A 24766-nucleotide genomic window follows, 5' to 3' on the forward strand; every position below is an offset into this window, starting at 1 on the left:
GCATTGACTTCCTCCGCCTCCTGAAGGAGGGGATTCCCTGGGCGGAGCTGCGCGCAGCGGTGGGGGGTTCCGCCGGTCGCCCGGCTTACGGGTTCCTGCCTCACGGACCGGTTGGTGCCGAGGCCTCCACAAGGCTGACACGGCACTGCAGGTCGCGGGCATGGACCTTGCAGTGGGAGTCATTGTGCTCCTCCTTCCAGGCCGGGAGTTCGGCGTGGATGGTTCGCGGCGGTGTGGAATGATCAAGCGGGTGCCTCGGTAGCCGCCGTCGGCGATCACCGTGGTCTTGCCCACGGTGGCGCGAGCCCCAGAGAGCTCCCAGGCCTTGCAGTCGTTGCGGTTGCCAGGAACTGGCTGACCAACGGAGACGACGAGTCGTGTGCCGGCGTCGATGACGACCTGGTGGTTGGTCGAGTACCTGTAGTTCTTGGACTGCTCGGTGACCGCGTGGTCACGGGTGAGGACCAGCCTGCCGTCCACGACCAGCGCGCTGTTCTTATGGGACCGCTGGCGAGGCTGCAGGGCAGGTGACGGGGCGACATGGTCGATGATGCGGCCGGCGGCCGACGTTGAGATTCCGAAGTGCGGGGCGAGTTGCTGCAGCGTCAGGTTCGTCCGCCGTTGGCGGCAAACCAGCAGGACCCGGTCCTCCAGCGACAGTCTCCACGGTCGGCCCCTGCGAACGTGGTCTGCACCCTCGCGGCGCAATGCAGAGACCAGCTTGCCGAACTGACGTGGGTTCAGTCCGCTGAAGGGGGCTATCCAGGAAGGCTCCGACGCCGTGATTACTCCGGCCATGACTGGTGATCATCGCATCTGGCAGAGCCCATAAATCGCATGCGGTCGAGATGTTGATCGTCTATACCTCAACGGCAGGGTCCCGCGCCGTCTCGCGTGTTGATCCCGCTGGTCAAGTAGCGGCGAGTCCAGTCAGCGGCCTGGTTGCCGAGCAGGCAGGACGGGGGAAGGGACGGCGTCGTGCGCCTGGTACATGCACTCAGCCTCGCTGCCTCTGGAGCATTACGTGACAAGTGACCTGATCTTCCGCCCCATCACCGGTCTCGAGGAGATCAAACTCTTCAATGCTCTGCCTGGCCCCTACAACGACCGTCTCGCAGAAGATCTCCAGAACGGACATTGCAGCGCCGACTGGATGTGGGTGGCCCTACGAGACGGCCGACCGGTGGCACGGGTCGGCTGGTGGTCCCGCAGCGGAATCAGGCCCGAAGTCATGGAAACCCTCGACATCGACGACGCCCACGGCGACCCGCTCCGGACAGACATCGGCGCGCATCTTCTACGCACCGCCCTCACCGCGCTCTTCCCTGCGGGCACCCTGCCGCCCCCGTACATTCTCCAGCCCCTCCCGACGAATTGGAGAGACGACGCCATCACTGAACGTCGCATCAGAGCCCGGATAGAGGTGGTGGAGCGCACCGGCGGCAAGATTTTCGTTGAGCGGCTCCGCTATCGCTGGGCGTCCAGCACACCAGTGCCTTCACACCGTGGCAGCCTGACCTTCCGCTCGGTCAGCAGCGATGAGGAAGCGATCGATCTTCTTACCCGCATCCTTCCGGGCACGCTGGATGCCTACAGCCAGGCCGACGTCGCCCGTTCCTCGGCCAGCGACTACGCACGCGTGCAGTACCACGACGAACTGCTGAGCTATCCCAGTCCGCGCGCATGGTGGCGGATCGGGGTCCGCCGGGACGGCGAACCGATCGGTTTGGTTGTTCCGGCGCAAAGCCCGAACGGCTTCGTGATCGCCTACCTCGGCGTGATCGACGGCCACCGGGGCCATGGCTTCGTCAACGACCTGCTCGCCGAAGGGACCCACCTGCTGGCTGCCCAGGGCGCCGAACGCGTCACCGCAGACACCGATCTGGGAAACCAGCCGATGGCCCGGGCATTCGAGCGGGCCGGGTATGACAACTTCGCTGGGCGCATCGATATGCGCTGGGACTGATCGGCCACCTCCCAACCTTCACCCTCGCCCAACCCTCTCGCCCCCTGGCCTTCGATTTGCGGGACATCCGTTGCGAGCTCGTGCATGGTTGGCCGTGGCACGTCGGGGTCTGCGGTGCTGACGGTCTCCACGCTTGAAGGCCGCGGTAGAGAGTGGCGGTCTGCTGGTGTGAGAGCAGCCCGGCCACGGCTTGGACGATGTCACTCATGTGCTCGCGAAGGCCGAGGTGGCGGGCAAGAGCCCGCCAGTTCTTCAGGTGTGCGATGCCGTGCCCGACGCGGATGCGCCTTGATGGGTGCGCCTTCCGCTACTGCTCGTGCCGCTCCTCATACCAGGCTGGAGCGTTCTTCAAGAACTTGCGATGGGGCAGTGTCACCACCCGTCCGCCGGTCTGCGCGCCCATCCCCTGATAGCCGGCATGAGTGAGGACCATGGCCTTCACGGCGTTCTGCTTGGTCTTGCCGGAGACGAATCTGTACGGTCTTTGCGGCCTGTGGCCGGGCGTCGCACGCGGATCTCCGTGCCGTCGATGATCCCGGTACGACCGTCGGCGCCCTGGTGCTCAACGACCTCGGCGAGAGTGCCTAGGCGGATGCCCGGCGCGACGGTGCAGCCCCGCTGCGCGAGCAGGGGCCGCACCTCGCCGATGGCGCGGGTGATGGTGGAGCGGTCCACGCCGAACCAGCAGCCGGCACATCATGAGTGGTGCCATGGCGCAGACTCACCAGGGTGGCCGGCAGCCGGTCGACGAAGACGAGCTTGTACTTCGCCCGGCTCCCACAGCCCGCCGCCGCGACCGAGCCGTCAGGCCATCCTGATGCTGCTCGTGCCACAACAGCCTCACCTCAGCGACGAGTTCAGCGATCACATCCGGCGACAGCCCAGTGACCCGGTACTCCGCCACGATCAACTCACGCGCCCCAGCCCCAATCATGGCCAGTTCAACGAGCCACCTGAGCGCCGAGCCACGCCTAACCGTGCGCGAGGTCGTAAAGCGTGTTGCACAGTGCCGTGATCAGGCAGCCTGAGCTGGCTTGTTGGGGTGTCTGGTCACGCGGCCAAGGCGAGGTTGTGCATTGTCTTCTTCCTCGCCCTACAGCAGCGGCCGCCCCGGCCGCTTGCGGTGCGGGACGACGAGCCCGGTGCTGATGTAGGCGCCGTCGCCGAGCACCGTGACGCCCTGGCACTGCCGGGCCAGGCCCGAGTCCCGCCAGGCCTTCGCATCCGCCGTCGTACCGGGCACCGGGCGGGCCACGGCCACCACCAGACGCGTATCCGCGTCCACGACGACCTGCACATTCGCCGAGAAACGGTAGTTACGCGAGGACGTGCCTACCCTGCGGTCACGGACCGGAATGAGCGTGTCGTCCACGATCCATAACCGCTCTACTGCGTCCTGCGGAGCCCGGACCGGTTCGAGCGCGAGCAGCGGACCAAAGACCTTTCTCCGTCCGAGCTCAGGATCCACCGGCGCACTCAGGACCGCGAGAGGTGAAGCGCGCTGGGCCGGGCATGCACCCCAACGGCCCTTGAGGACAGGGCCGTTCGGCCCAACGGCCATAGACCTTCGGCATACGGCGGCCGTCGCCCGGCGCCGCGAGAGTGACAACGGCGGACACCGACCGGACCGTCCGATCTCCCCGAAGGGATCACCACCATGGCCGTGCACGAGCATCCTCACCGGAGTTCGGGCCTGCGCCTGCCGTCCATCCGCAGGAACCGAACCGTCCCCGCCTCCGCACCTGAGCCCATCGTGTCGGCACACGGCGACGCGCACACCGTGCGGGCCTACGTGTTCGCGTCCCTGCGCCTGCTCACCGGATTCGTCTTCCTGTGGGCGTTCCTCGACAAGACCTTCGGCCTTGGCTACGCCACCCAGTCCGGCAAGGGCTGGATCGACGGCGGCTCGCCGACCAAGGGCTTCCTCAGCCAGGTGGCAGCCGGGCCGATGGAGCCCACCTTCCACTCCTGGGCCGGGGAGGCCTGGGCGGACTGGCTGTTCATGCTGGGTCTGTTCGGGATCGGCCTCGCGCTCATCGCCGGTGTGGCGCTGCGGGTCGCGGCCGTCGCGGGCGCCGTGATGATGGCGCTGATGTGGGTCGCCGAGTGGCCGCCCGCCCAGACCCTCTCGGACGGTACGCCGACCATGTCGACGAACCCGTTCGCGGAGTACCACCTCATCTACGCCGTCGTCCTGATCGCCTTGGCCACCGTTTCCGCAGGCGACTCCCTCGGCCTCGGCCGGCTCTGGGCCAAGCTCCCGCTCATCCGCCGCAGCCCCTGGCTGCGCTGACCGGGGGAGGTGAGGTGTGGGTGGGCCTCACCGGGGGCCCACCCGCACCGAGTAGGACCGGCCAGGGCCGGTCGGCCCCTTGTAGGGACCTGCGGCCCCTGCCGAGTGCCTCATCCGAAGACGAAGCTCGAATCGGGACCACCGATTCAGATCGGGACCACCGATCCAGATCGGGACCACCGATTCAGGAGGTGGAATCATGATCCGCACCGTCACCCTCAGCGTCACCGTCGGCCTCGACGGCTCACATGAGAGCCGCGCGGCGGCCGAGTGGGCGGCCCGCGAAGCCCAGTTGCTCGGGTTGCCGTTGAAGCTGGTCCATGTCTGGGAGCCGGCACCGGCGCCCATGGCGCAGGCGCCGCTCCTCGGCACCGAGACCCAGCAGCACTGGACCGAGCCAAGCGAGATGGGGGCACCCCCGGCCGAAGGCTGGGAGAGGGTCCCACGCGAGGCGGCCGAGGGCCTCCGTGCACGCCACCCACGCCTCGACGTCATCACCGAGCAGCTCTCCGGCCGGCCCGCCGAAGTGCTGGCCGACGCGGCGAAGGATGCCGAACTGCTGGTCCTCGGCTCCCGTGGACTCAGCGGGATCGGTGGCTTCGTGGTCGGCTCGGTCGGACTCTCGGTCGTGGCCCACACCGAGCGGCCGGTCGTTCTGGTCCGCGCCGGCGAGCAGGCCGCCGACGAGCACGAGATGGACCCCGCCGGCATTCCTTCCGCCGCGACTGCCTACCGGCCTGTCGTCCTCGGCCTCGACATCGAGAGTCCGGATGAGGAGCTGATCGAGTTCGCGTTCGCCGCGGCCGCCCGCCGCGGTACCTCCCTGCGGGTGGTGCACGGCTGGAACGTGCCCCCGTACTACGCGTACGGCTTGTCCGTGGACCTCGAACTCCACGGATCCCTGGCACAGGCCGAGACCAGTGCCCTCACCGAGCTCCTGCGTCCGTGGCGCAAGAAGTTCCCGGACGTCGAGGTCACCGCAGACTCCCACTACGGAATCCCCGCCAACCACCTCGTCGATGCCTCCCGCGAGGCATCCCTGGTCGTCGTCGGCAAGCGCATCCGCCGTAACCCGATCGGCGCGCACATCGGGCCCGTCACCCACGCCGTCCTGCATCACTCCACCGCCCCCGTCGCTGTCGTTCCGCACCACTGACGAGAGAACCCGAGGAGTAGAAACCATGAAGGCAGCGGTCGTACGAGCCTTCGGCGAGCCCCTGGTCATCGAGGACCGCCCCGCCCCTCAGCCCGGCCCCGGCCAGGTCCGCATCCGGGTCGAGGCCTCCGGGCTGTGCCACACCGACATCCACGCCGCCCACGGCGACTGGCCCGTCAAGCCCAACCCGCCCTTCGTGCCCGGCCACGAAGGAGTCGGCCTCGTCGACAAGCTCGGCGACGGCGTCACCCACCTCGCGGTAGGCCAGCGGGTAGCCGTGCCCTGGCTCGGCAAGGCCTGCGGCCGGTGCGAGCACTGCCTCTCCGGCTGGGAGACGTTGTGCGAACTGCAGATCAACACCGGCTACGGCTGCGACGGCGGGTACGCCGAGAAGATGCTGGCCTGGGCCGACTTCGCCCAGCCGGTGCCGAAGGGCGTCACCGCCGTCGACGCCGCCCCGCTGACCTGCGCCGGCGTGACCACGTACAAGGCGCTCAAAGTCGCCGACGTCCGGCCCTCTCAGCTCGTCGCGATCTCCGGGATCGGCGGACTCGGTCACCTGGCCGTGCAGTACGCGAAGATCGCCGGGGCCACGGTCGCGGCCATCGACGTCACCGACGAAAAGCTGGAACTCGCCGCCGAACTGGGTGCCGACGTCGTCATCGACGCCCGCAAGCACGACGTGGGCGAGGTGCTGAAGCGGTACGGAGGCGCACACGCGGCGATCGCGCTCGCGGTGAACGAAGCCGCCTTCGCAGCCGTCAATTCCGGGCTGCGGCGCGGCGGCAAGCTCGTCATGGTCGCCCTGCCCGCGCACGGCACGATCCAGGTCCCGATCTTCGACACCGTCTTGAACGGGACGAGCGTGATCGGCTCGATCGTCGGCACCCGGCAGGACCTCGCCGAGGTGTTCCAACTGCACGCGGCCGGCCGCACCGAGGTCATCTGCGAGACCCGCCCGCTGAGCTCGGTCAACGAGTCCATCGACGAAGTGCTGCGAGGTCAGGTAAAGGCCCGGATCGTCTTCGACCTCGGCACGGGACGGTGACGGCGATGGACCTCCTTCCGATCGTCGTCGGCGTCGACGGCTCCGAAGCCGCCCTGCGAGCCGTCAACTGGGCAGCCGACGAGGCAACCCTGCGCGAGGCGCCGCTGCGACTGGTGTACGCCTCGCTGTGGGAGCGCTACGAGGGCGCCGCCCTGGCCCACGACCTGGGCAAGCCGTCCGAGCAGGTGCGAGCCCAGGACATCGTGGAAACCGCCGCCCGGCGTGCTCACCGCCGTCAGGCCGACCTGAAGATCTCCACCGAGGTTCTGCCCGAGGAACCCGAGTACACCCTGGTGCGGGAGAGTCGCAGCGCCTCCCTGCTGGTCACCGGCACCCGGGGCCGCGGCGGCATCACCGAGGCGCTGCTGGGGTCGGTGAGCCTGACCGTCGCCGGGCACGCGCACTGCCCGATGGTCGTCGTGCGCGCCAGCCATGACAACGAGGTCCGGCCAGTGCCGCACGGCCGCATTGTCGTAGGCGTCGGTGAGAAGCCGACGACCCCGGCAGCGGTGCGCTTCGCCTCCGACGAGGCGCGCCGGCGGGGCGCGGTCCTGGACGCCGTACGGGCCTGGCGGTGCCCCGCACACGAGACCACGGACCATCCACTTCTGGCCGGGGAACCCTCCCGCATGCATCAGCAGCAGGCGGTGGAGGTACTGGAGAAGGCGCTGCACGACGTCTCCGCCGACGTCGAAACCCGCCGCCGTGCGGTCGAGGGCAACACCCGGAACGTCCTCACGGACGCCTCACGCGCTGCCGACCTCCTGGTCATCGGCGCCGAGCGCCACCACCGGCACTTCGGGCTTCAGCTGGGCCGGGTGGCCCATGGGGTGCTGCACCACTCGGCCTGCCCGGTCGCCATCGTGCCGGAACGGGATTGAGATCGAGCAAGACGCTCCGCGCGGCAGGGTCACCGCCCTGCGACCCGAATCCATGACTTCCGGAGTCTTCCTATGTCCAAGGTGGAACACCAAAGCGCCACAGCACCGACCGACGACGAACTGCGCACGCTCGACGCCCACTGGCGGGCTGCCAACTACCTGGCCGCGGGACAGATCTACCTGTTGGCGAACCCGCTGCTCACCGAGCCCCTCAAGCCCGAACACATCAAACCGCGGCTGCTCGGCCACTGGGGCACCTCACCAGGACTGAACCTCGTGTACACCCACCTCAACCGCGTCATCAAGGCGCGTGGACTCGACGCGCTGTGCGTCTGGGGCCCTGGGCACGGCGGTCCGTCCGTGCTCGCGGGCTCCTGGCTGGACGGCAGCTACAGCCAGACCTACCCGGACGTGTCGCGCGACGTGCAGGGCATGGAGCGGCTGTTCCGGCAGTTCTCCTTCCCCGGCGGTGTGCCCAGTCATGTCGCGCCGGAGGTCCCGGGCTCCATCCACGAAGGCGGCGAGCTCGGATACTCGCTCGCCCACGCCTACGGCGCCGCCTTCGACAACCCGCACCTGCTCGTCACCTGCGTCATCGGCGACGGAGAGGCGGAGACCGGACCGCTGGCCGCCTCCTGGCACTCCAACAAGTTCCTCGACCCGGTGCACGACGGTGCCGTCCTGCCGATCCTGCATCTCAACGGCTACAAGATCGCCAATCCGTCCGTGCTGTCCCGCCTGCCCGAGGCCGAACTGGACGCGCTGCTCAGGGGCTACGGCCACGAGCCGATCCACGTCACCGGCGACGACCCCCTCGCTGTCCACCGTGCGACGGCGCGTGCCTTCGACGAGGCACTGGACCGTATCGCCCAGGTGCAGCGGTCGGCCCGCGAGGGCGGCGCCGGCGAGCGCGTGCACTGGCCGGTGATCGTGCTGCGGACGCCGAAGGGCTGGACCGGTCCCGCCGAGGTCGATGGTCTGCCGGTGGAGGGAACCTGGCGCGCACACCAGGTCCCGCTCTCCGGCGTACGGGAAAACCCGGAGCATTTGAAGCAGTTGGAGGCATGGCTGCGCTCCTACCGCCCCGAGGAGCTGTTCCACCCGGACGGCCGCCCCGTCCCCGACGTCCTCGCCTGCGTACCCGAAGGCACCCGTCGCCTGGGTGCCACCCCGCACGCCAACGGCGGGCTCCTCGTTCGCGACCTGCCCATCCGGCCTCTGGACTCCTTCGCCGTACCGGTCGACAAGCCGGGAACGACCCTGCACGAGCCCACCCGCATCCTCGGCGGCCTCATCGAACAGGTCATGAAGGACACCTCGGCCCGCCGCGACTTCCGCGTCGTCGGCCCCGACGAGACCGCCTCCAACCGGCTCCAGGCCGTCTTCGACGCCAGTGGCAAGGCCTGGCAGGCCGCAACACTGCCGGTCGACGAGCACCTCGACCGTCACGGCCGTGTCCTGGAGATCCTCTCCGAGCACACATGCCAGGGCTGGCTGGAGGGCTACCTCCTCACCGGCCGGCACGGGCTGTTCTCCTGCTACGAAGCGTTCGTGCACATCGTCGACTCGATGGTCAACCAGCACATCAAGTGGCTGAAGACGTCCGGGGACCTGCCGTGGCGCAGGCCGATCGCCTCCCTCAACTACCTGCTGACCTCGCACGTCTGGCGGCAGGACCACAACGGCTTCTCCCACCAGGACCCCGGCTTCGTCGACCACGTCCTCAACAAGAGCCCGGAGGTCGTACGGGTCTATCTGCCGCCGGACGCCAACACCCTCCTCTCCGTCGCGGACCACGCCCTGCGCAGCCGCGACTACGTCAACGTGATCGTGGCCGGCAAACAGCCCTGCTTCGACTGGCTGTCGATGGACGCCGCCCGCGCCCACTGCGCGCGCGGAGCCGGCGTCTGGGACTGGGCCGGCACGGAGAACGGCGGCGAGCCGGACGTGGTGCTCGCCTGCGCCGGCGACGTGCCCACCCAAGAGGTACTGGCCGCGGCCCAGCTGCTCCGCCAGCACCTCCCACAGCTCGCCGTCCGCGTGGTCAACGTCGTCGACATGACCCGGCTGATGCCGCGCGAGGAACACCCGCACGGCATGACCGACTTCGAGTACGACGGCCTGTTCACCCAGGACAAGCCGGTGATCTTCGCGTACCACGGCTACCCGTGGCTGATCCACCGCCTCGCCTACCGCCGTACCGGCCACCCGAACCTGCACGTGCGCGGCTACAAGGAGTCCGGGACCACGACCACGCCGTTCGACATGGTCGTCCGCAACGACCTGGACCGCTACCGCCTGGTCATGGACGTCATCGACCGCGTCCCGGGCCTCGCCGTCCGTGCCGCCGCCGTACGCCAGCACATGGCCGACGTCCGCACCCGCCACCACGCCTGGATCCGCGAGCACGGCACCGACCTGCCCGAAGTCGCCGACTGGACCTGGAACTCCTGAACGCCCCTGCCCCCGGAAGGAGCTCGTCATCATGACCGTACGCGTCGGCATCAACGGCTCCGGCCGCCTCTCCAGGATGGCCCGCACAAGGACCTGCGCCGGGCCCGCCCGGCGGCGCTGAGTATCAGCCCGGCCAGCACGGGTGCGGCCCGCGCCGCGGGCTTCGTCGTGCCGGCACTGTCGGGCGCGCTGGACGGGATCGCCGTCCGGGTCCCCGTCGAGGACGGCTCACTCACCGACCTCGCCGTGGTCCTGAACCGTGAGGCGAGCATGGAGGAGATCAACGAGGCGTTCGCCGCGGCAGCCGAGGGGCCCCTCAACAAACCGGCGCCTCGACCTCACGGCCCTCGTCGCCGACGCCTGACACCCACCCCGGAGGGGACCGGTGCCGCCGATCACCGGTCCCCTCCGCATGCCTGGACAACCAGCGCCCAAGGTTGGGCCGACCGGCCCCCGGTGCACCCCGGACAGCCCATGGGCCTCCTCGCCGATCCGCTGGACGCTCGAAGTGCGAAGAGGCTTGGAGGAACCACGATGACCACGACGAACGACCACGAGTTCGACGGACCCGCGGTCCACGCGCTGCTCGCGGACGGCACCACCGTGTGCATCCGCCCCGTCGTGCCGGGCGACCACGATCAGCTGGAGGGGCTCTACGAGGAGATGTCCCCGGAGAACCTTCGGCTCAGGTTCTTCGCCGCAAGTCGGCGCTCGGCCGCCATGGCTGCCGACCGGGCCTGCGCGCCGGCCCGCCCCGGCTACCGCGCGCTCCTCGCGCAGACGCAGGGCCGCGTGATCGGCCTCGCCGAGCACGAGGCGGTGGACGAGGCGGACTGTGCCGAGATCTCCATCGCGGTGGCCGACGGACTCACACCGTGGCGTGGGCACCCTGCTCGTCGAGCACCTGGTCTCCGCAGCGCGCGCCGAAGGCGTCACCACCTTCACCGCCGACGCGCTCAGCGAGAACCACGAAGTACTTCGCCTCTTCGCCGACCTCGGCCTGCGCACCGCCCGCCGCTTCGACGGCCCTGAGGTGCGCTGCACCGTCGCGCTCGACGAGGACGACACCTATCTCCCGGCCGTGGAGACCCGCGGGCGCCACGCAAACGTGGCCAGCCTCCAGTCCCTGCTGAGGCCGGACGTGGTCGCGGTCGTCGGTGCCGGACGCAAGCCCGGCTCGGTCGGCCGCACGATTCTCCACCATCTGCACTCCGGCCGATTCACCCGACGCCTCTTCGCGGTGAACCCCAGAGCCCGCTCCATCCTCGGCATCCCCTGCCACCCATCGGTCACCGCTCTGCCCAAGACCCCCGACCTCGTGGTCGTCGCCGTGCCCGCCGCGGCCGTCCCCGCCACCGCCGAGGAGTGCGGCAAGGCCGGCGTGCGGGCGCTGCTCGTGGTGACCGCAGGCCTCGACAGCGACCAGGCGCAGGCACTGCTGACGGCCTGCCGTTCCCACGGCATGCGCCTCGTCGGGCCGAACTGCCTGGGCATCGCCAACACCGAGCCGGAACTGCGGCTGGACGCCACCTTCGCCGCCGGCCACCCGCGCCCCGGCACGGCGGGCATCGCGGTGCAGTCCGGCGGGGTCGGAATCGCCCTGCTCGCCGGACTGTCCCGCCTGGGCATCGGCGTCTCCTCCTTCGTCTCCCTCGGCGACAAGTACGACGTCAGCGGCAACGACATGCTCCAGTGGTGGGAGAGCGATGGCCGCACCGACCTCGCCCTGCTGCATCTGGAGTCCTTCGGCAACCCGCGCGCGTTCTCCCGTACGGCCCGCCGGGTGACCCGCCGCATGCCAGTACTCACCGTCGACGCCGGGCGCACCGACGCCGGCCGCCGCGCCGCCGCCTCGCACACGGCGGCCGCAGCCACCCGCACCATGACGCGCCAGTCCCTGTTCACCCAGGCCGGCATCACCGCGACCCACTCGGTCGGCGAACTCCTCGAAGCCGCCGCCCTGTTGCACTCCCAGCCGCTCCCAAAGGCCTCACGGATTGCGATCGTCACCAACGCGGGCGGCGCCGGCGTCCTGGCGGCCGACGCCTGCGCAGAGGCCGGGCTCGTCCTGCCGACGTTCAACCCCTCCACGGTCGACGACCTGCTCGCCGTACTGCCCGAAGGGGCCGTGATCGGCAACCCTGTCGACGCCACCGCCGCAGTCACGGAGGACCAGCTCGGCGACTGCGTGGACCGACTCATGCGGTGCGCCGGCATCGACGCCGTACTCGTGGCCCTCGTCCCCACCGCGCTCGCCGAGGCGACCGGTGACGACCTGGTACGAGCACTCACGCGGGCATCCGGACGCCGGGCCCTGCCCGTCGCCGTCGTACGCCTGGAACAGCCCCGGCCCGTCGAACTGCTGCCCGCCGCCGACGGCGGCACGATCCCCTCGTACGCCGAACCGCACGCGGCGGCACGCGCACTCGCCCACGCCGCCCACCGCGCGGACTGGCTGGCCCGCCCCGCCGGGACCGTTCCGGACCTCCAGGACATCGATACGCGGCGCGCGCAGGCGATCGCCGAGGAGTATCTCCTCGCACATCCGGAAGGCGGCCGGCTCGACCCGCGTACCTGCGCCAACCTCCTGTCCTGCTACGGCATCCGTCAGATCCCGTGGGACTGGGCCGCGACCGAGGACGAAGCCGTCCTCGCCGCCGACCGGCTGCGCGGCTTCGACGGACGCGTGGTCATGAAGGCTCACTGGCCAGGACTGGTGCACAAGAGCGAGCAGCACGCCGTCCACCTCGACCTACGAGGAGACAGCGAAGTGCGTGCCGCATTCAGGGACCTGGACACCCGATTCGCCGGCCTGATGACCGGAGCCGTCGTGCAGTCCCTCGCCCCGCGTGGCATCGAACTGTTCGCGGGCGCCGTCCAGGACGAGGTCTTCGGGCCGCTCGTCCTGTTCGGCCTCGGCGGTACTGCCACCGAGGTGCTCGCCGACCACGCGGCACGGCTCGCCCCGCTCACCGACCACGACGTGCACGACCTGGTCACGTCCCCGCGCTGCGCCCCACTCCTGTTCGGTGCGCACGGCAACGCACCCGTCGACCTCGAGGGCCTGGAAGATCTGCTGCTGCGGCTCTCCCGCCTGGCCGCGGACCTGCCGCAGCTCGCCGAAGCCGACTTCAACCCGGTGCTCGCGACACCCGGGCAGGTCACCGTGCTCGACGCCCGGATCCGCCTGCTGTCGCGCCGCCCCCACGACCCCCATCTTCGCCGACTGCGCTGAGGAGGACCCGCCATGAAGCACAACAAGATCGGCTCCGTGATGACCAGTGACGTCGTGAGGGCCGCGTACGACACCCCGTTCAAGGGGGTGGCGCGGCTGCTGGCCGACCACCGGATCAGCGGCCTGCCGGTGGTCGACGAGGACGACAAGGTCCTCGGGGTCGTTTCCGAGACGGACCTGGTGATGCGCCAGGCGGTGACTCCCGAGCCGTACGGCGCGAAGCCCCGCTTCCGGCCGGCCGGCCTGACACGCGGCGCCCGGCGACAGGCTGCGAAGGCCAAGGCCCGCACCGCCGGTCAGCTGATGACCGCACCGCCCGTCACCGTGCACGCCGACGACACCATCGCCGAGGCCGCCCGGACCATGGCCCAGCGGCGAGTGGAGCGGCTGCCCGTCCTCGACGAGGAGGACCGGCTGGTCGGCATCGTCACCCGGCGCGACCTGCTCCAGGTGTTCCTGCGGCCCGACCAGGAGATCCACGACGAGGTCGTCCAGGAGGTGCTGGGGCGCAGCCTGGACCTGTGGATCCTTCGAGCTCAAACGAGCGGCGGGCGCTGAGCGGCAGGCACCGGAGTACGGTGACGGTACCGAGCGCACCTCGCACGCCGTCATCCATTTCGGCGTCGCCCTCGGGGAACGGCAAGGCCGGAGCACATCGCGTCCGGTCGGAAATGAGCCGCCCCACATGAGCCTGATGAGCCTCGCAGTACTCGCCGCCTCCCACAAGGAGAACGAGTTCCGACTGCCCCTGCACCCCAGCCACCTCGACCGGATCGCCCCGGACATACGCGAGAGGATCTTCCTCGAACAGGGCTACGGCCGACGCTTCGGCGTCGCCGACGACGCGCTGCGCCCCCTCGTGGCTGGCCTGCACTCGCGCGAGCGACTCCTCGCCGAGTGCGACGTCGTGCTGCTGCCCAAACCGATGCACGACGACATCGCCGCGCTGCACGAAGGCCAGGTGCTGTGGGGATGGCCGCACTGCGTGCAGGACGAGAAGATGACCCAGATCGGCATCGACCGACGGCTGACCGTGATCGCCTGGGAAGCCATGAACCACTGGACCTCCACGGGTGCCTTCAGCGTCCATGTGTTCCACAAGAACAACGAGCTCGCCGGCTACTGCTCGGTGCTGCACGCCCTGCAACTCGGCGGGCTGACCGGTAGCTACGGGCGCCGCCTGCGTGCGGTGATCATCAGCTTCGGCGCCACGGCGCGTGGAGCGGTCACGGGCCTGGGCGCCATGGGGGTCACCGACGTCACCGTGCTCACCCAACGCGCCGCGGCAGCGGTGGCGTCCCCGATGCCCTCGGTGGTGATGGGCCACTTCGAGGAGCAGGAGGACGATCCCTCGCGCCTGCGGGCAATCACCGCGGCCGGTTCCGAGCCGCTGGCGGAGTACCTGGCCGGGTTCGACATCATCGTCAACTGCGTCCTGCAGGACACCGACGCGCCGCTCATGTTCGTCACCGACGAGGAACTCGCCCTCTTCCGGCCGGGAACCTTCTTCATCGACGTCGCCTGCGACGAGGGCATGGGCTTCGCATGGGCCCACCCGACCACCTTCGGCGAGCCCATGCCCTCGGTGGGATCGGGCTGCCACTACTACGCGGTGGATCACAGCCCGTCCCACCTGTGGAACTCCGCCACCTGGGAAATCAGCGAGGCGCTCCTTCCCTACCTGCGCAAGGTCATGAACGGCCCCGCGGCATGGGACACCGACGTCACGATCAGAGAGGCCATCGAGATCCGCGACGGCGTCGTCCAGAACCCGAAGATCCTTTCCTTCCAGCACCGGTCAGCCGCCTACCCCCACGCTCCCGAAGTCCCGGCGACTGCGCTGAAGTCAGGGGTCTAGTACGCCAGCGCGTTGAGGATCTCCCGCCGGGTGTGTTTCGCCGGTCGTCCACCGGCCTTCACCGCCGGAACGACTGCACTATGCCGACGTGGTCAGTAGGAACCGTGACGGGCGGTCAGCGACAGGACGTTGAGCGTGGAATCCCGGTGTCGGTCGTCTCCTGACGGCATCGGGTCTTCCCCGAAGCCCAGTATGGCGGGGGACTCAGCGCCAGTCGTCGATCACGTAGGCGTCTTGGTGGCTGTAGCCGGGCTCGTTGGGCTTGTGCATGGTCACGCCTTGCAGCCAGGTACGGAAACCGCGGTCGACCATGCGCCGGTAGGCATCCTGGCGGGCCAGGCTCATTCCGGCGTCCAGTTGCCCCAGTCCCTTCTCGGTGGCCATCTGCTCGCACGCATTCAGCAGTCGCTCGAATCGGTCCGCGGCGTCCGGGCCAGGGCGTACGGCGCCGAATTTGACGAAGCACACGTCCTCACCGGCCTCCGACCCCGCTCCGCAGTGGCAGACAGCCAGACCGTCGAGGTCGGAGTCGGCGCCCTCGAGGAGGATCGTGTCACCGAGCCCCTGCGTTTGTGTGGCCATGATCTCGCGCTCCAGGCTCAGGCCCTCGTACACGGCCCCCGTCAGTGCCCGACTGAGGCTCAGTGCGGCGGGCCGCTCAGCGGCGGTCAGCTCGCCGTACAGCACTCGGCCGGGGACTGCGGCACTGACGGCGACCTGTTTCTTCATGATGGCTGTCAGGAATCGGGGCCAGAAACCGTACCGGCGGTAGAGCTCGAGGTGCTTGGGACTGTGCGAGAAGGTGAACAGGCCGAGGTGGCGGTTCTCCCAGGTGTCGAAGCAGGCCATGACCGGTTCCATGAGGCGCCTGCCGACGCCCTGGTCCCACAGATCTGGACGTACGGTCAGCGGGCCGAAGAACCCCACGCTGCCCCAGTTGGCGGCGAAGTTCGATCCGACGACCTCGCCTTCGACGGTCGCTGCGAAGGCCGCGTGTGGATCTGCCGCCCAGCGGGTGCGGACATAGTCGGCCGTCCCGAAGAACGTCTCCGGCTCAGGGGCCCCGAGGAAGGTTCCGAAGGCGACCCTGAAGATCGCGTCGGCCCGATCCAGGTCCGGCTCAATCAGCGGCCGGACCGACACCAGGGCAGCGGCACTCGTTCGCTTCGCTGCGGGCATGATCGCTCTCCTTTCCGCCCCCAGTTCCATCGCACCACGGACGTGCGCCCCGGGCGAAGCGACAGGTCCTGCGGTACTTCAAGGGTCGAGCGGCCGCGTTCCCCGACGACCGAGCGGCCGTCTTCCTGCCGATCGACGACCCGCTGGGCCCCGGTTCGCCGGGGGCCTCTGAGGAGCCGGAGGAGCGCCGACTGTGCTTGCTTCCACAGCCTCGCCCAGCAATGGTCATCACCGCCGTCGACAAGTTCGCCCGGCGAACTATTGGAGCCCGCCATGGCCACTTGCCCTTGAATGCGTGATGTCGTCATGGCGGCTGGTGTCGGAGGCCGGTACTGGTGAGGCAGCCGTGGAGGAGGTCGTGGCGGTACTGGAGCTGGCGGTGCCGCGTCGGACGGCAGCGATCGCACCCTCTACCGGACCACGGCGCACGGCGCCGTGGACAGCGAGGCCAACATCGCGTGGGTGCGCGACTACTACGAAGCGACGGCCCGCACTCGGAGGAAGGCGGATACATCAACTTCATGGCCGCCGACGACCAGAACCGGATCAGGGCCAACTACAAGACCAACTACGACCCCCTCGTTGAGGTCAAGCGGAAGTACGACCCAGAAAACCTGTTCCACCTGAACCAGAACATCAAGCCCTAGCCGTTCCGATGGTGAGGCTCCGGACGGGGGTCCGAGTGACGCAGGAGCAGCTCGGTGACACCATCGCGTCGATCGGGCGCCGGGCCTGATCGGAAGCGGGCCCTCGGCGGGCTGTCTCTGCCCCGCGTCTCCCGCTACTGGAACAGCTCCACAGGCGTGCGCCGGCCGGCCCGGAACTCGATCAGGGCGGCACTGATGTCGAGCGCCGAGCCGAAGAAGAGCACCGACCGGTCGGCCGCCACGAGGATCGTCCCACCGCCCCGCACGCGGTGCACGACAGCCACCGCACCGTCCTCGGGCAGCAGCACGTGACCGATGTCGGCGTCCGCAGCGATGCGGCGGTACAGCGCCTTGCCGAACTCGATGAGGCGCCACTGATCCGGCGTGGGCGGCACGGCGTCCGCGGCCTGCCCCGTGCTCTCCTCCTTCATTCCGCTGCCCCGTCCCCGTCGTGGACCGCCGCGAGCTCCGCGATCAGGTCCGCGTCGCGCATCCCGGGCAGGGCGTACCCCTCGGCCTCGTCCCACGGGACGTCGAGGTCGTCCATGTGCACGCGCCACTCGGCATCCGGCATGGCCCGGCGCAACTCCGTCACAGAATCCAGCACATGGGCGATCACCGGCATCAGACGACCGGGATCGAGCGGCATTTTGGTGGACCCGGCGACGATCTCCTCCGGCCCGGCCGCACGTCGGTCGTACACGTACAGGCTTTCCTCGTCGTCGTACGGAAACGACGTGATGTGCGCGGCGACGACGCGCGCGACGGAGGCCGACTCGGCCCCGGTCAGCGGTGTCGTGCGGTGCGCGCTGTAGTAGAGAGAGACGCTCATGGCGGAAGCGTATGACGGGGCGGCGTGACAGCGCGGGCCGAGTGCCGGCCCGGCCCCCGCCCGGGACCGAGGGCGACCGAGCTCGGAACAGCCCTTCCCTGCCCGTGACCACGGCGTCGGCGTGGCGCGTTCAAGACGGGCCGCCGTACGAGCCAAGGCTCGGAACACCAGGCCCCTGCTGGAACACCCTCTCCGAGCGCTCTGACACCATCGTGGGTATGGAGCACTACCGGTACCCGCCGGTCGAGGCGGACCGCATCGACCCGTTCGACAGCGAGCAGGCCGGGCCGCAGTACGTGATCTTCGGCGGCCCTCGATCCACCTATGCGTTCGCCGACCCGGCGAAGAAGTACGACGGGCATCTGACGGAATGGATCCCGATGGGCTACATGATCCTTCGGCATGCCCAGAAGGTGGCTGTCTTCAGCCACGGTGAGGTAGCGCGCGAATGGCCGGGGCTCCACCGCGCCCCCCGCGTCGATCCGCCGGAGACGCCGACGCGCGCGGCGTCGCCCCACGCCGCAACGCTTCGCGAGCTGGCGTCGTCGCACGCCACGTGGCTGCGCAGCGTATGCGGATATCTGGTCAAGACCCCATCTGGTCCGGCGACGAGCTCTGAGGATGCCTACGATCGCGCTGCCGCGTTCGAGCTGGCGGCCGAGGCCTCCCGGAACGAAGGACGGGCGGCACTCTGGTTCGTCCACACGGCCGAGAACTGGCACTGACCCGGCCGGCGGGGACGGCGACCGGTGGTCAGGACGGTGGGGTTGCCGGGTGAGCAGGGGTATCGACGCCGGCGGCTGCGAACGGCTCGATCAGCACGCGGTAGTGCGCCTCGGCACACTTTGCGCGTGCGCGGATCGCCCTTGCCGCGATGCAGCACACAGCTTTGGCGTCCGAGTGCAGCCCGGTGCGGAAGGCATCGAGCTGATCCGCGCGCGGAAGCAGCGTCGAACGGACCGCGTGATCGATCTCGGAGAACTCCGATGCGGACAGCCGGAGCGCGCGGCTCGCCTCACGGCCGCCGCTGCGGTGCAGCCGCAGTGCGTGATCGAACACTGCGACGAGCGTGTCGGGCGGCAGCTTCCCGACAGCCTCGATGAACTGCGTGGTAGCGGAATCCAGCACGAACGTCTCCTCAAGCGGCCCGAGGAAGCAGCGCATCCGCGGGGTTGGACGACAGGGGCGCGACTACTCCTGCGCTTCCGGCCGCGAAGTCCACGGCTGGTACTCCAGCCGGACTTTGATGTCCTGCCTGGTCAGCCGCCGGGTGGTGGGGAGTGTACTGAGATGGTGCCGAGTGCGGGGCGGGGGGCGCCCCGCCCGTCCGCGAACGAGTGCCCGCGCGGCGTGGATCGTGATCAGTCGTCCATGGTCAGGCCGGTTTCGTCAAGTTCATTAGCGCCGGTCCTCCGGACGGAGGTAATCCGCCGGCGACCGTCGGACTCATGGACGACTGTGTATCCCTCGCCGGGGACAGCGCCGCCCACCCACCGGTGGCTGTGTCTTCCGACCTGCCGCGGCACATGCGGTCGAGCCGGCGGCCGGTCAGCCCGCGAGCGTTCGGCGGGCGCCGGCTCGGGTGGGCTCAACGCCTCCCTCGCCGGCTCTCGGCCGCACACTGCGAGCCGCACGAACGGGGCCGACGACTTCGACGGCTGGGTCGTCGGCCCCGTCCTCAACCTTGTGAGCCCTCTCTTCTGCGAGGCCCGGTATCTGCTCGCGGAAGAACCCGACATGCGAGACCCCGCCCTCTATCGTCCGTGCAAGGAGGGTCAGACGATCGACCAGTGCTGGAGGGAGGAGTTCGTGTTCGTCTCCTGCGTCACCGGGGATTTGTTCGACGACGAGGCGGTGGTGAGGAGCAGCCCCCCCTTCGCCGAGGCGACGGTGTAGGCGCCGCTTGGCATCCTGGTGACGACCCAGCGCTGGTTGGCGCGTCCGTTGCAGGTCCACTGGATGACCTTCGCGCCGGCCTCGGTGGAGGCGCCGCTGACGTCGGCGCACAGTCCCGATGTGACGTTGACGAGCTGATAGGTGCCGTCGGGCTGCAGGGTGAACCGCCACTTCTGGTTGGCTCCGCCGTTGCTGGTGTAGGTGACGAGCTGGGTGCCCGGCTCTTTGCTGTAGTCCGGGACGTCCAGCGCCTTGCCCCTGGTGATGAGGGTGTGCGTGCCGTTGAGGCCGCCGGGGGTCGAGCCGACCGCGGTCATCGTCAGTACTTGCTCGGCGGCGGTACGTGAGCCGCCGACCGGGTTGCCCGTGGTGTTGGTCCAGTGGCGGGCGGGTGTGGTCTCGGCGAGACGGTCGGCGTCGGCGGACATGCCGATCATCAGGCCGCTGTAGCGGTTGACGAGCCGGTACGTCCCGTCCTGCCCGCCCCTGGCGGACGTGTCGGGGATGATGAACCACTGTTGCCCCACGGTGGGACCGTCGGTTCCGACCGCGGTCACGGTCGGTTTGGTTCCCCAGGCTCGGGTCGTGGTGGAGGTGTTGGCGACGCCCAGGAGCTGTCCCGTGGCGGCGTTGGTGATCCGGTACGAGCCGTCGCCGTTGCCCGCGAAGGACCAGGCTTCCAGGTCAGATCCGGTGGCGGACGCCAGCGAGGTGGTGGCCGAGTTGCCGGACACCTGAGCCAGCAGCCGGCCGTTCCCGCCGGCGATGCGGTAGGTCCGGGCCGGGTCGAGGGGGGCCTTGGCGGGCTCGCTGGAGTCGATGGTGACGTTGGCGTACTCGCCGCCGGAGGTGGCGCAGGAGATGGCGCAGTACGACCGGAAGGTCTTGCCGACGATGGTGGAGTTCGTCTTGTTGGCGCCGTCGAGGAACCAGCGGTACCAGGAGCTGGACGTGTAGCTGCCGGAGTCACCGGCCAGGTGCCACTTCTGGGTCGCCAGATTGTCCGTCACGTAGTACTGCTGCGGCCCGGGCTGCTTCACGACCTCGGGCGTGCCGATGTACAGGCCGAGGTAGGCGTCGTAGGCGATGTTCATGACGAACAGCGGAGACGTCGGGGGGAGTTCACCGGCCTCGATCTGCTCTGCCGCGGTGCCGGGGTTGGCGGGGTCGTAATCGCGGTCGACCGGGGTGTAACCAGTCGGGTTCGACGACGTCACCGGCTCCATGTTGCTCTCCAAGCCGCCTACCCCCGGCTGTGACCAGGAGCCGTTGTGCCACTTCCGCCAGGAACCCGGGGCCATCTTCGCCGACATCGGCGCGCGGGCGACGTGCGCCTGGAACGCCTTCCAGGTGCCGCCCTTCTCCACGACCCGCGAGCCGTAGTAGACGTAGAAGTAGCCCGAGGCGGTGTCGACGAACAGCCGCTGGTCACCATCGCCGTAGTAGTACGTCTGGTGCGGGAACTGCTGGTTGTCGCCTCGCTTGGTGCTGTACGGGGAGGTGATGGCGTGGCCTTTGATGCTCCACGTCCTGCCCTGGTCCTTCGATACCGCGTAGTCGATGCCGTCGTAGTGGATGCCGTCGCCGAAGGGCTGCGGGGTGAACTCGTTGTGCACAAGGCCGTACCAGTCCCCGGTGTCCGGATCGACCCACACACCGGACAGGTCGCAGTAGTTGCGCTGCGAGTAGCGCGAGCCGGCGGGCGCGTTTGTGGCCTCCACGCCGGTGGGGCTGTTGTTGCACCGCCAGGTCGTGTCGTTGTTCTTGTCGTTGGGATTGGCAGGGTTCACCGCGTCGCTGATCGCGGACGAGCGCTTGGCGTCCTCGAAGTTCGTGCCGGTGAAGAAGTCCCAGTAGCGGGGCTCCGAGGTGCCGTACAGCGCGGCGGACTGCTGGAAGTAGAACGTGCCGTCCTTGTCGATGTAGGTGCTCGCCGGGGTGTCCGTCGGGTGCGCGTACGTGCCCTTCGCCCCGATGGAGATCGTGTATGTGGCCTCGGACGGGGACGCCGATGCGGTCGTCGTTGTGACTAAGGTGCCGCCGATGAGCGCCAGAATCATCGCGATGACGGCAGCGGCGAATCTGCGGGGAGCCAACATGGTTACTCCGTCTTCGTGTCAGGAGGGTGCCGCCGGTCGGCCCTGGAAGGGGCGAGGATCCAGGGCCGGAACACCGGCCTTCTTGATGACCCAGGGCAGAGTCCAGCGCTGGTTGGCCCAGCCGGTTCAGTCCCAGATCACCAGTTGCGTGCCGTTGGTCGTGTTGAGGCCGGAGGCATCGAGGCAGCGCCCGGACTGAACGCCTTTGAGCCCGCCATTGGTCTGCGGCGTCCATTGCTGATTCGGCCCGCCGTTGCAGTCCCACCGGTGGACCGGCGTGCCGTCTCCGGTGCCCTCTTTCTCGACGTCCACGCACTTGCCGTTCGGGCCACCGAGGCGCAGCGTGTCGTTGCCCCACCACCAGTTCTTTGCGGCCGTACGAGCCTTGGCCTGCTCGGCGATCCACCACTGGTAGCCCTGGCCGCAGTCCACGGTGTCGCGTGTGCGCATGTGGCTGGGCTCGGCGCCATGTGTGGAGTTGGTGTCGCCGCCGACCTCCAGCTTGAGGGTCTGCAATGCCGCGTCGTAGCCGGTCTTGAAGAGGTGGTCGAGGAGCTGGGTGCGCTGCGGCTCGGGGCGGTCGGCGAGCAGGCGGAGGCGAGGAGGTGGTCGCGGTCTGAGCAAGGAGGTCATGTCGACTCCATGGGGGGTTGGGACGACCGGGGAGGGGGCTGAAGCGACCGCGGGCGACCGTCAAGGGGGTGGTGGGAGGTCGTGGCGCGTCCGGAATCGCATCGCTGCTTGGAAGGTGTCATGCGCAGGGCCCCATCGAGCCCACGATCGGCCCCCACGAATCATGAAAGCTTCAACGAGGTCAAACAGATTCACTCACCTCGCTGTGAGATGGTGAGTGGGATTCAGAGTGCATGTCAACGGCAGCGCGCAAATGTCCAAGTGGATGGGCCAGAAGTCCTAGCGATTCAAAGGGAAGGTGAACAACGCTCGGCTCTAGAGGGCCGCCCGAACGCTTCAGTGCAAGCCCGAAAAGTGACGCGCAAACCCATACGAAAAACGATGACTTGAGGGAAATCGCTATCTCTGAGCGCCCGAGCCCGGGTTCTCCTCGACCGGTTCGACGGCGACTCACAGATATCGTCACCGGCAAGGGGCGACTCAGCGCCGACGAGGCGTTTCGGGGAGCGGCCGACTGGCTTGACGCCTACGTCAACTCCCTCTATCGATCCGTCAAGAACGCCCGCGACGGCCGTCTTCTCGCCGCCCGTCTCGATACGGCTGACAGTATCCGCGCCCTGCTTGAGTTCCTTTTCGCCCTCAATCGCCGTCCGCGCCCGTATGACAAGTACCTGCAGTGGGAACCGGAGAGGTTCCTGCTACCGAAGTACGACACGGGAGCATTGCTCGACCCAATCGGGCGGATCATGGAGGCAGGAGACACAAGTGTCGGCAAGCGCAAGATGTCCAACTACCGGCCAAAACAGGCTGAACACCATGCCTGGCCCCAGGCAACCCGCACCGGCACTGAGGCCATCCTCATCACACGACCTCAGCCTGCAAACCCATAACGCAAAGGCATTGCCCTTAGGCGCGCCGCTCCGATACTCACCCTCTGGGGCGGGTCAGCAGCCGCCGTGCCTGCTGCGGATAGAGAAGCAATGAATCCGGGGGGCCGGCATCGACCATCAACGCGACGCCACCCAAGGGCCAGTGAGCGATCAACTCACTCAGTATCACGGGTCGGTAGCGGTGCATTTCCCGAAGTGCCTGCGCCATGCGCGCCTCCGAGGTGAACACGAGTGCCACGGAGTCATGCCCCCGGCGCTCCGCCACGGGCAGCAGAAGGTGGACGAACTGGGGATGGCCGTGCACATAGTGCAGCCCTCCGACGACCGGAATGAGCACGCGGCATGTATACGCGATGTGTATACGCCGGGTGCTCAGGTCGTGGCGGGGTGTACGACAGTGCAGGTGAGGGAGCCGGGAGTTCCGATCGTCACGGTTCGGAAACAGGCGCCCAGCAGTGGTCACGGCGCCGGAGCCGTCTTGGTCAGCCTCGTTCACGGGGCTGAGTCCACGTCAGTTCGGCAATCCGATCACGGTGTTGTGGCGCGGGGTGCGGATCCGGTGCACAGGGGCCGGCCGTGGAGCCTGCTCTTGGAGGGCTGGGTGCTCTCCGGATCAATGCATCTAGTGCCGCATCAACCAACGTTCGCCCTGTCGTGACGCCGTTCGGAGTACGAGCCCGGGCGGCGAGTGTCCGCCATGCTGTCTTCGTGGCTGAGCGTGTACGGGTGCGTGAGATCGATGGCGAGGAGGGGCAGCAGCTGCTGCGGATCGTGCGCCGGGGCACCGGTTCGGTGGTGACCTGGCGGCGGGCCCAGATGGTGCTGCTGTCCGCGCAAAGTATGGACGTGAACAAGATCGCTGAGGTGACGCTCACCAGCCCGGACCGGGTCCGCGATGTGATCCACAACTTCAACGCCGACGGCTTCGAGGCGCCTCTACCTCAAGTACAAGGGCGGGCGCCCGAAGACCTTCACCCTGCCGGAACGGCGGGAGATCAAGAAGATCGCAAAGTCGAAGCCGGCTGAGCACGGCCCGCCGTTCTCGACCTGGAGCCTGGTCAAGCCGGCCGACTTCCTGGTCGCTGAGGGAGTGGTCGACGACATCGGCCACGAGGGCCTGCGCACCCTGCTCGGGCGAGGAAGGCCTGGGTCGAGCACCTCTACGCCATCGCCGACGGCGAGGTCTTACGCGAGGGCGGCGAGCCCGAAGTCATCTTCTGCATGGACGAGTTCGGCCCGCTCAACCTCCAACCCCACCCCGGACGCCAGTGGGCCGAACGCGGAGGCAAAAGGAAGGATCCCGAGCGTGAGCCCAGGCCGCGCCGCCGGGCCACCTACACCCGCCCGCACGGCGTGCGGCACCTGTTCGCCGCCTACGACCTGGGTAGAGACCAGCTCTACGGCCACATCAAGAAGGCCAAGACCCGGTCGAAGTTTCCAGAGTTCTGCCGCTACCTGCGCTCCCTACACCCGGTCGAGAAGCGCATTGCGATCGTCTGTGACAACTACTCGCCCCACTTGACCACCAAACGGTGCAGCCGGGTCGCGGACTGGTACGACGCGAACAACGTCGAGATCGCCTACACCCCGACGAACAGCTCCTGGCTGAACCGGATTGGCTGTGTCACGTTGGGGCTCTGGTCCACTTCTTGTGGTCACGTACGCAGCGTCACTGTTGATCTTCGTGTGACGGCAGTCA

At 68.7% G+C, this 24766-nt stretch carries 19 protein-coding genes and 7 pseudogenes; 15 read left to right on the forward strand and 11 right to left on the reverse strand.

Annotation, left to right across the window (positions count from 1 at the left end):
- Positions 1 to 154: 154 nt before the first annotated feature.
- A pseudogene (locus tag OG254_RS48100) lies at positions 155 to 798 on the reverse strand (transposase); the annotation flags it as partial.
- Positions 799 to 1024: 226 nt separating this feature from the next.
- Here OG254_RS48100 and OG254_RS48105 point away from each other — a divergent pair.
- Positions 1025 to 1966, forward strand: a complete 942-nt coding sequence (locus tag OG254_RS48105) for a GNAT family N-acetyltransferase (protein ID WP_405594451.1) — start codon at positions 1025 to 1027, stop codon at positions 1964 to 1966.
- A gap of 307 nt (positions 1967 to 2273) precedes the next feature.
- Here the strand turns inward: OG254_RS48105 and OG254_RS48110 are convergent, their stop codons facing one another.
- The 3 genes and pseudogenes from OG254_RS48110 to OG254_RS48120 form a co-directional block, all read right to left on the reverse strand.
- Entirely contained in the window at positions 2274 to 2408 is a 135-nt protein-coding gene (locus tag OG254_RS48110; protein WP_405594453.1) for a hypothetical protein, read from the reverse strand.
- Positions 2405 to 2641, reverse strand: coding sequence for a hypothetical protein (locus OG254_RS48115; RefSeq protein ID WP_405594456.1), 237 nt, complete (start codon positions 2639 to 2641; stop codon positions 2405 to 2407). The genes OG254_RS48110 and OG254_RS48115 overlap by 4 nt, the downstream gene beginning before the upstream one ends.
- Positions 2642 to 3062: 421 nt before the next feature.
- A pseudogene (locus tag OG254_RS48120) lies at positions 3063 to 3401 on the reverse strand (transposase); the annotation flags it as partial.
- Between the two features lie 222 nt (positions 3402 to 3623).
- Here OG254_RS48120 and OG254_RS48125 point away from each other — a divergent pair.
- The 9 genes and pseudogenes from OG254_RS48125 (at position 3624) to OG254_RS48165 (ending at position 14891) form a co-directional block, all read left to right on the forward strand.
- Positions 3624 to 4259, forward strand: a complete 636-nt coding sequence (locus OG254_RS48125) for a hypothetical protein (RefSeq protein WP_405594458.1) — start codon at positions 3624 to 3626, stop codon at positions 4257 to 4259.
- A 199-nt stretch (positions 4260 to 4458) separates the two neighbouring features.
- Positions 4459 to 5415, forward strand: coding sequence for a universal stress protein (locus tag OG254_RS48130; RefSeq protein WP_405594460.1), 957 nt, complete (start codon positions 4459 to 4461; stop codon positions 5413 to 5415).
- A 25-nt stretch (positions 5416 to 5440) separates the two neighbouring features.
- The gene (locus OG254_RS48135) at positions 5441 to 6463 is read left to right on the forward strand and encodes a zinc-dependent alcohol dehydrogenase (protein WP_405594462.1); all 1023 of its coding nucleotides are present in this window, start codon (positions 5441 to 5443) and stop codon (positions 6461 to 6463) included.
- Positions 6464 to 6468: 5 nt separating this feature from the next.
- On the forward strand, positions 6469 to 7344 hold the full coding sequence (locus OG254_RS48140; protein WP_405594464.1) for a universal stress protein: 876 nt from the start codon (positions 6469 to 6471) through the stop codon (positions 7342 to 7344).
- A 72-nt stretch (positions 7345 to 7416) separates the two neighbouring features.
- Positions 7417 to 9798 carry a phosphoketolase gene (locus OG254_RS48145; protein ID WP_405594466.1) on the forward strand — a complete coding sequence of 794 codons (2382 nt, stop codon included), beginning with the start codon at positions 7417 to 7419 and terminating at the stop codon, positions 9796 to 9798.
- A 69-nt stretch (positions 9799 to 9867) separates the two neighbouring features.
- Positions 9868 to 10119, forward strand: a pseudogene (locus tag OG254_RS48150) (type I glyceraldehyde-3-phosphate dehydrogenase); the annotation flags it as partial.
- Between the two features lie 213 nt (positions 10120 to 10332).
- Positions 10333 to 13033, forward strand: a pseudogene (locus OG254_RS48155) (GNAT family N-acetyltransferase).
- A 12-nt stretch (positions 13034 to 13045) separates the two neighbouring features.
- Positions 13046 to 13549: pseudogene (locus OG254_RS48160) on the forward strand (CBS domain-containing protein); the annotation flags it as partial.
- Positions 13550 to 13718: 169 nt separating this feature from the next.
- A complete protein-coding gene (locus OG254_RS48165) occupies positions 13719 to 14891 on the forward strand; it encodes a N(5)-(carboxyethyl)ornithine synthase (protein WP_405594468.1) in 1173 nt (390 codons plus the stop codon).
- 204 nt (positions 14892 to 15095) lie between these two features.
- On the opposite strand, the gene OG254_RS48170 is transcribed toward OG254_RS48165, so the two are convergent.
- Positions 15096 to 16070, reverse strand: a complete 975-nt coding sequence (locus tag OG254_RS48170; RefSeq protein ID WP_405594470.1) for a GNAT family N-acetyltransferase — start codon at positions 16068 to 16070, stop codon at positions 15096 to 15098.
- A gap of 458 nt (positions 16071 to 16528) precedes the next feature.
- Here OG254_RS48170 and OG254_RS48175 point away from each other — a divergent pair, with 458 nt between their 5' ends.
- Positions 16529 to 16717: a BBE domain-containing protein gene (locus OG254_RS48175; protein WP_405594472.1), complete on the forward strand. Its 189-nt coding sequence runs from the start codon at positions 16529 to 16531 to the stop codon at positions 16715 to 16717.
- 134 nt (positions 16718 to 16851) lie between these two features.
- On the opposite strand, the gene OG254_RS48180 is transcribed toward OG254_RS48175, so the two are convergent.
- A complete protein-coding gene (locus OG254_RS48180; RefSeq protein ID WP_405594474.1) occupies positions 16852 to 17148 on the reverse strand; it encodes a hypothetical protein in 297 nt (98 codons plus the stop codon).
- Positions 17145 to 17549 carry a hypothetical protein gene (locus tag OG254_RS48185; protein ID WP_405594476.1) on the reverse strand — a complete coding sequence of 135 codons (405 nt, stop codon included), beginning with the start codon at positions 17547 to 17549 and terminating at the stop codon, positions 17145 to 17147. The genes OG254_RS48180 and OG254_RS48185 overlap by 4 nt, the downstream gene beginning before the upstream one ends.
- 218 nt (positions 17550 to 17767) lie before the next feature.
- Between OG254_RS48185 and OG254_RS48190 the strand changes: the two genes are divergently transcribed.
- Positions 17768 to 18274 carry a hypothetical protein gene (locus OG254_RS48190; protein WP_405594479.1) on the forward strand — a complete coding sequence of 169 codons (507 nt, stop codon included), beginning with the start codon at positions 17768 to 17770 and terminating at the stop codon, positions 18272 to 18274.
- A 28-nt stretch (positions 18275 to 18302) separates the two neighbouring features.
- On the opposite strand, the gene OG254_RS48195 is transcribed toward OG254_RS48190, so the two are convergent.
- The 3 genes from OG254_RS48195 to OG254_RS48205 form a co-directional block, all read right to left on the reverse strand.
- On the reverse strand, positions 18303 to 18677 hold the full coding sequence (locus tag OG254_RS48195) for a hypothetical protein (protein WP_405594481.1): 375 nt from the start codon (positions 18675 to 18677) through the stop codon (positions 18303 to 18305).
- Between the two features lie 647 nt (positions 18678 to 19324).
- The gene (locus OG254_RS48200) at positions 19325 to 21544 is read right to left on the reverse strand and encodes an RICIN domain-containing protein (protein WP_405594483.1); all 2220 of its coding nucleotides are present in this window, start codon (positions 21542 to 21544) and stop codon (positions 19325 to 19327) included.
- Positions 21545 to 21670: 126 nt separating this feature from the next.
- Positions 21671 to 22177, reverse strand: a complete 507-nt coding sequence (locus tag OG254_RS48205; protein ID WP_405594485.1) for a ricin-type beta-trefoil lectin domain protein — start codon at positions 22175 to 22177, stop codon at positions 21671 to 21673.
- 386 nt (positions 22178 to 22563) lie between these two features.
- Between OG254_RS48205 and OG254_RS48210 the strand changes: the two genes are divergently transcribed.
- Positions 22564 to 23067, forward strand: coding sequence for a hypothetical protein (locus OG254_RS48210; protein ID WP_405594487.1), 504 nt, complete (start codon positions 22564 to 22566; stop codon positions 23065 to 23067).
- 37 nt (positions 23068 to 23104) lie between these two features.
- On the opposite strand, the gene OG254_RS48215 is transcribed toward OG254_RS48210, so the two are convergent.
- Entirely contained in the window at positions 23105 to 23404 is a 300-nt protein-coding gene (locus OG254_RS48215) for an SseB family protein (protein ID WP_405594489.1), read from the reverse strand.
- A 118-nt stretch (positions 23405 to 23522) separates the two neighbouring features.
- Here OG254_RS48215 and OG254_RS48220 point away from each other — a divergent pair.
- Both OG254_RS48220 and OG254_RS48225 read left to right on the forward strand, forming a co-directional pair.
- A pseudogene (locus OG254_RS48220) lies at positions 23523 to 23674 on the forward strand (IS5/IS1182 family transposase); the annotation flags it as partial.
- 101 nt (positions 23675 to 23775) lie between these two features.
- Positions 23776 to 24684 (forward strand): annotated as a pseudogene (locus OG254_RS48225) (transposase); the annotation flags it as partial.
- Positions 24685 to 24766 lie beyond the last annotated feature (82 nt).

It is taken from the genome of Streptomyces sp. NBC_01092 (assembly GCF_045039535.1).
In the GTDB taxonomy this organism is placed as follows: domain Bacteria; phylum Actinomycetota; class Actinomycetes; order Streptomycetales; family Streptomycetaceae; genus Streptomyces.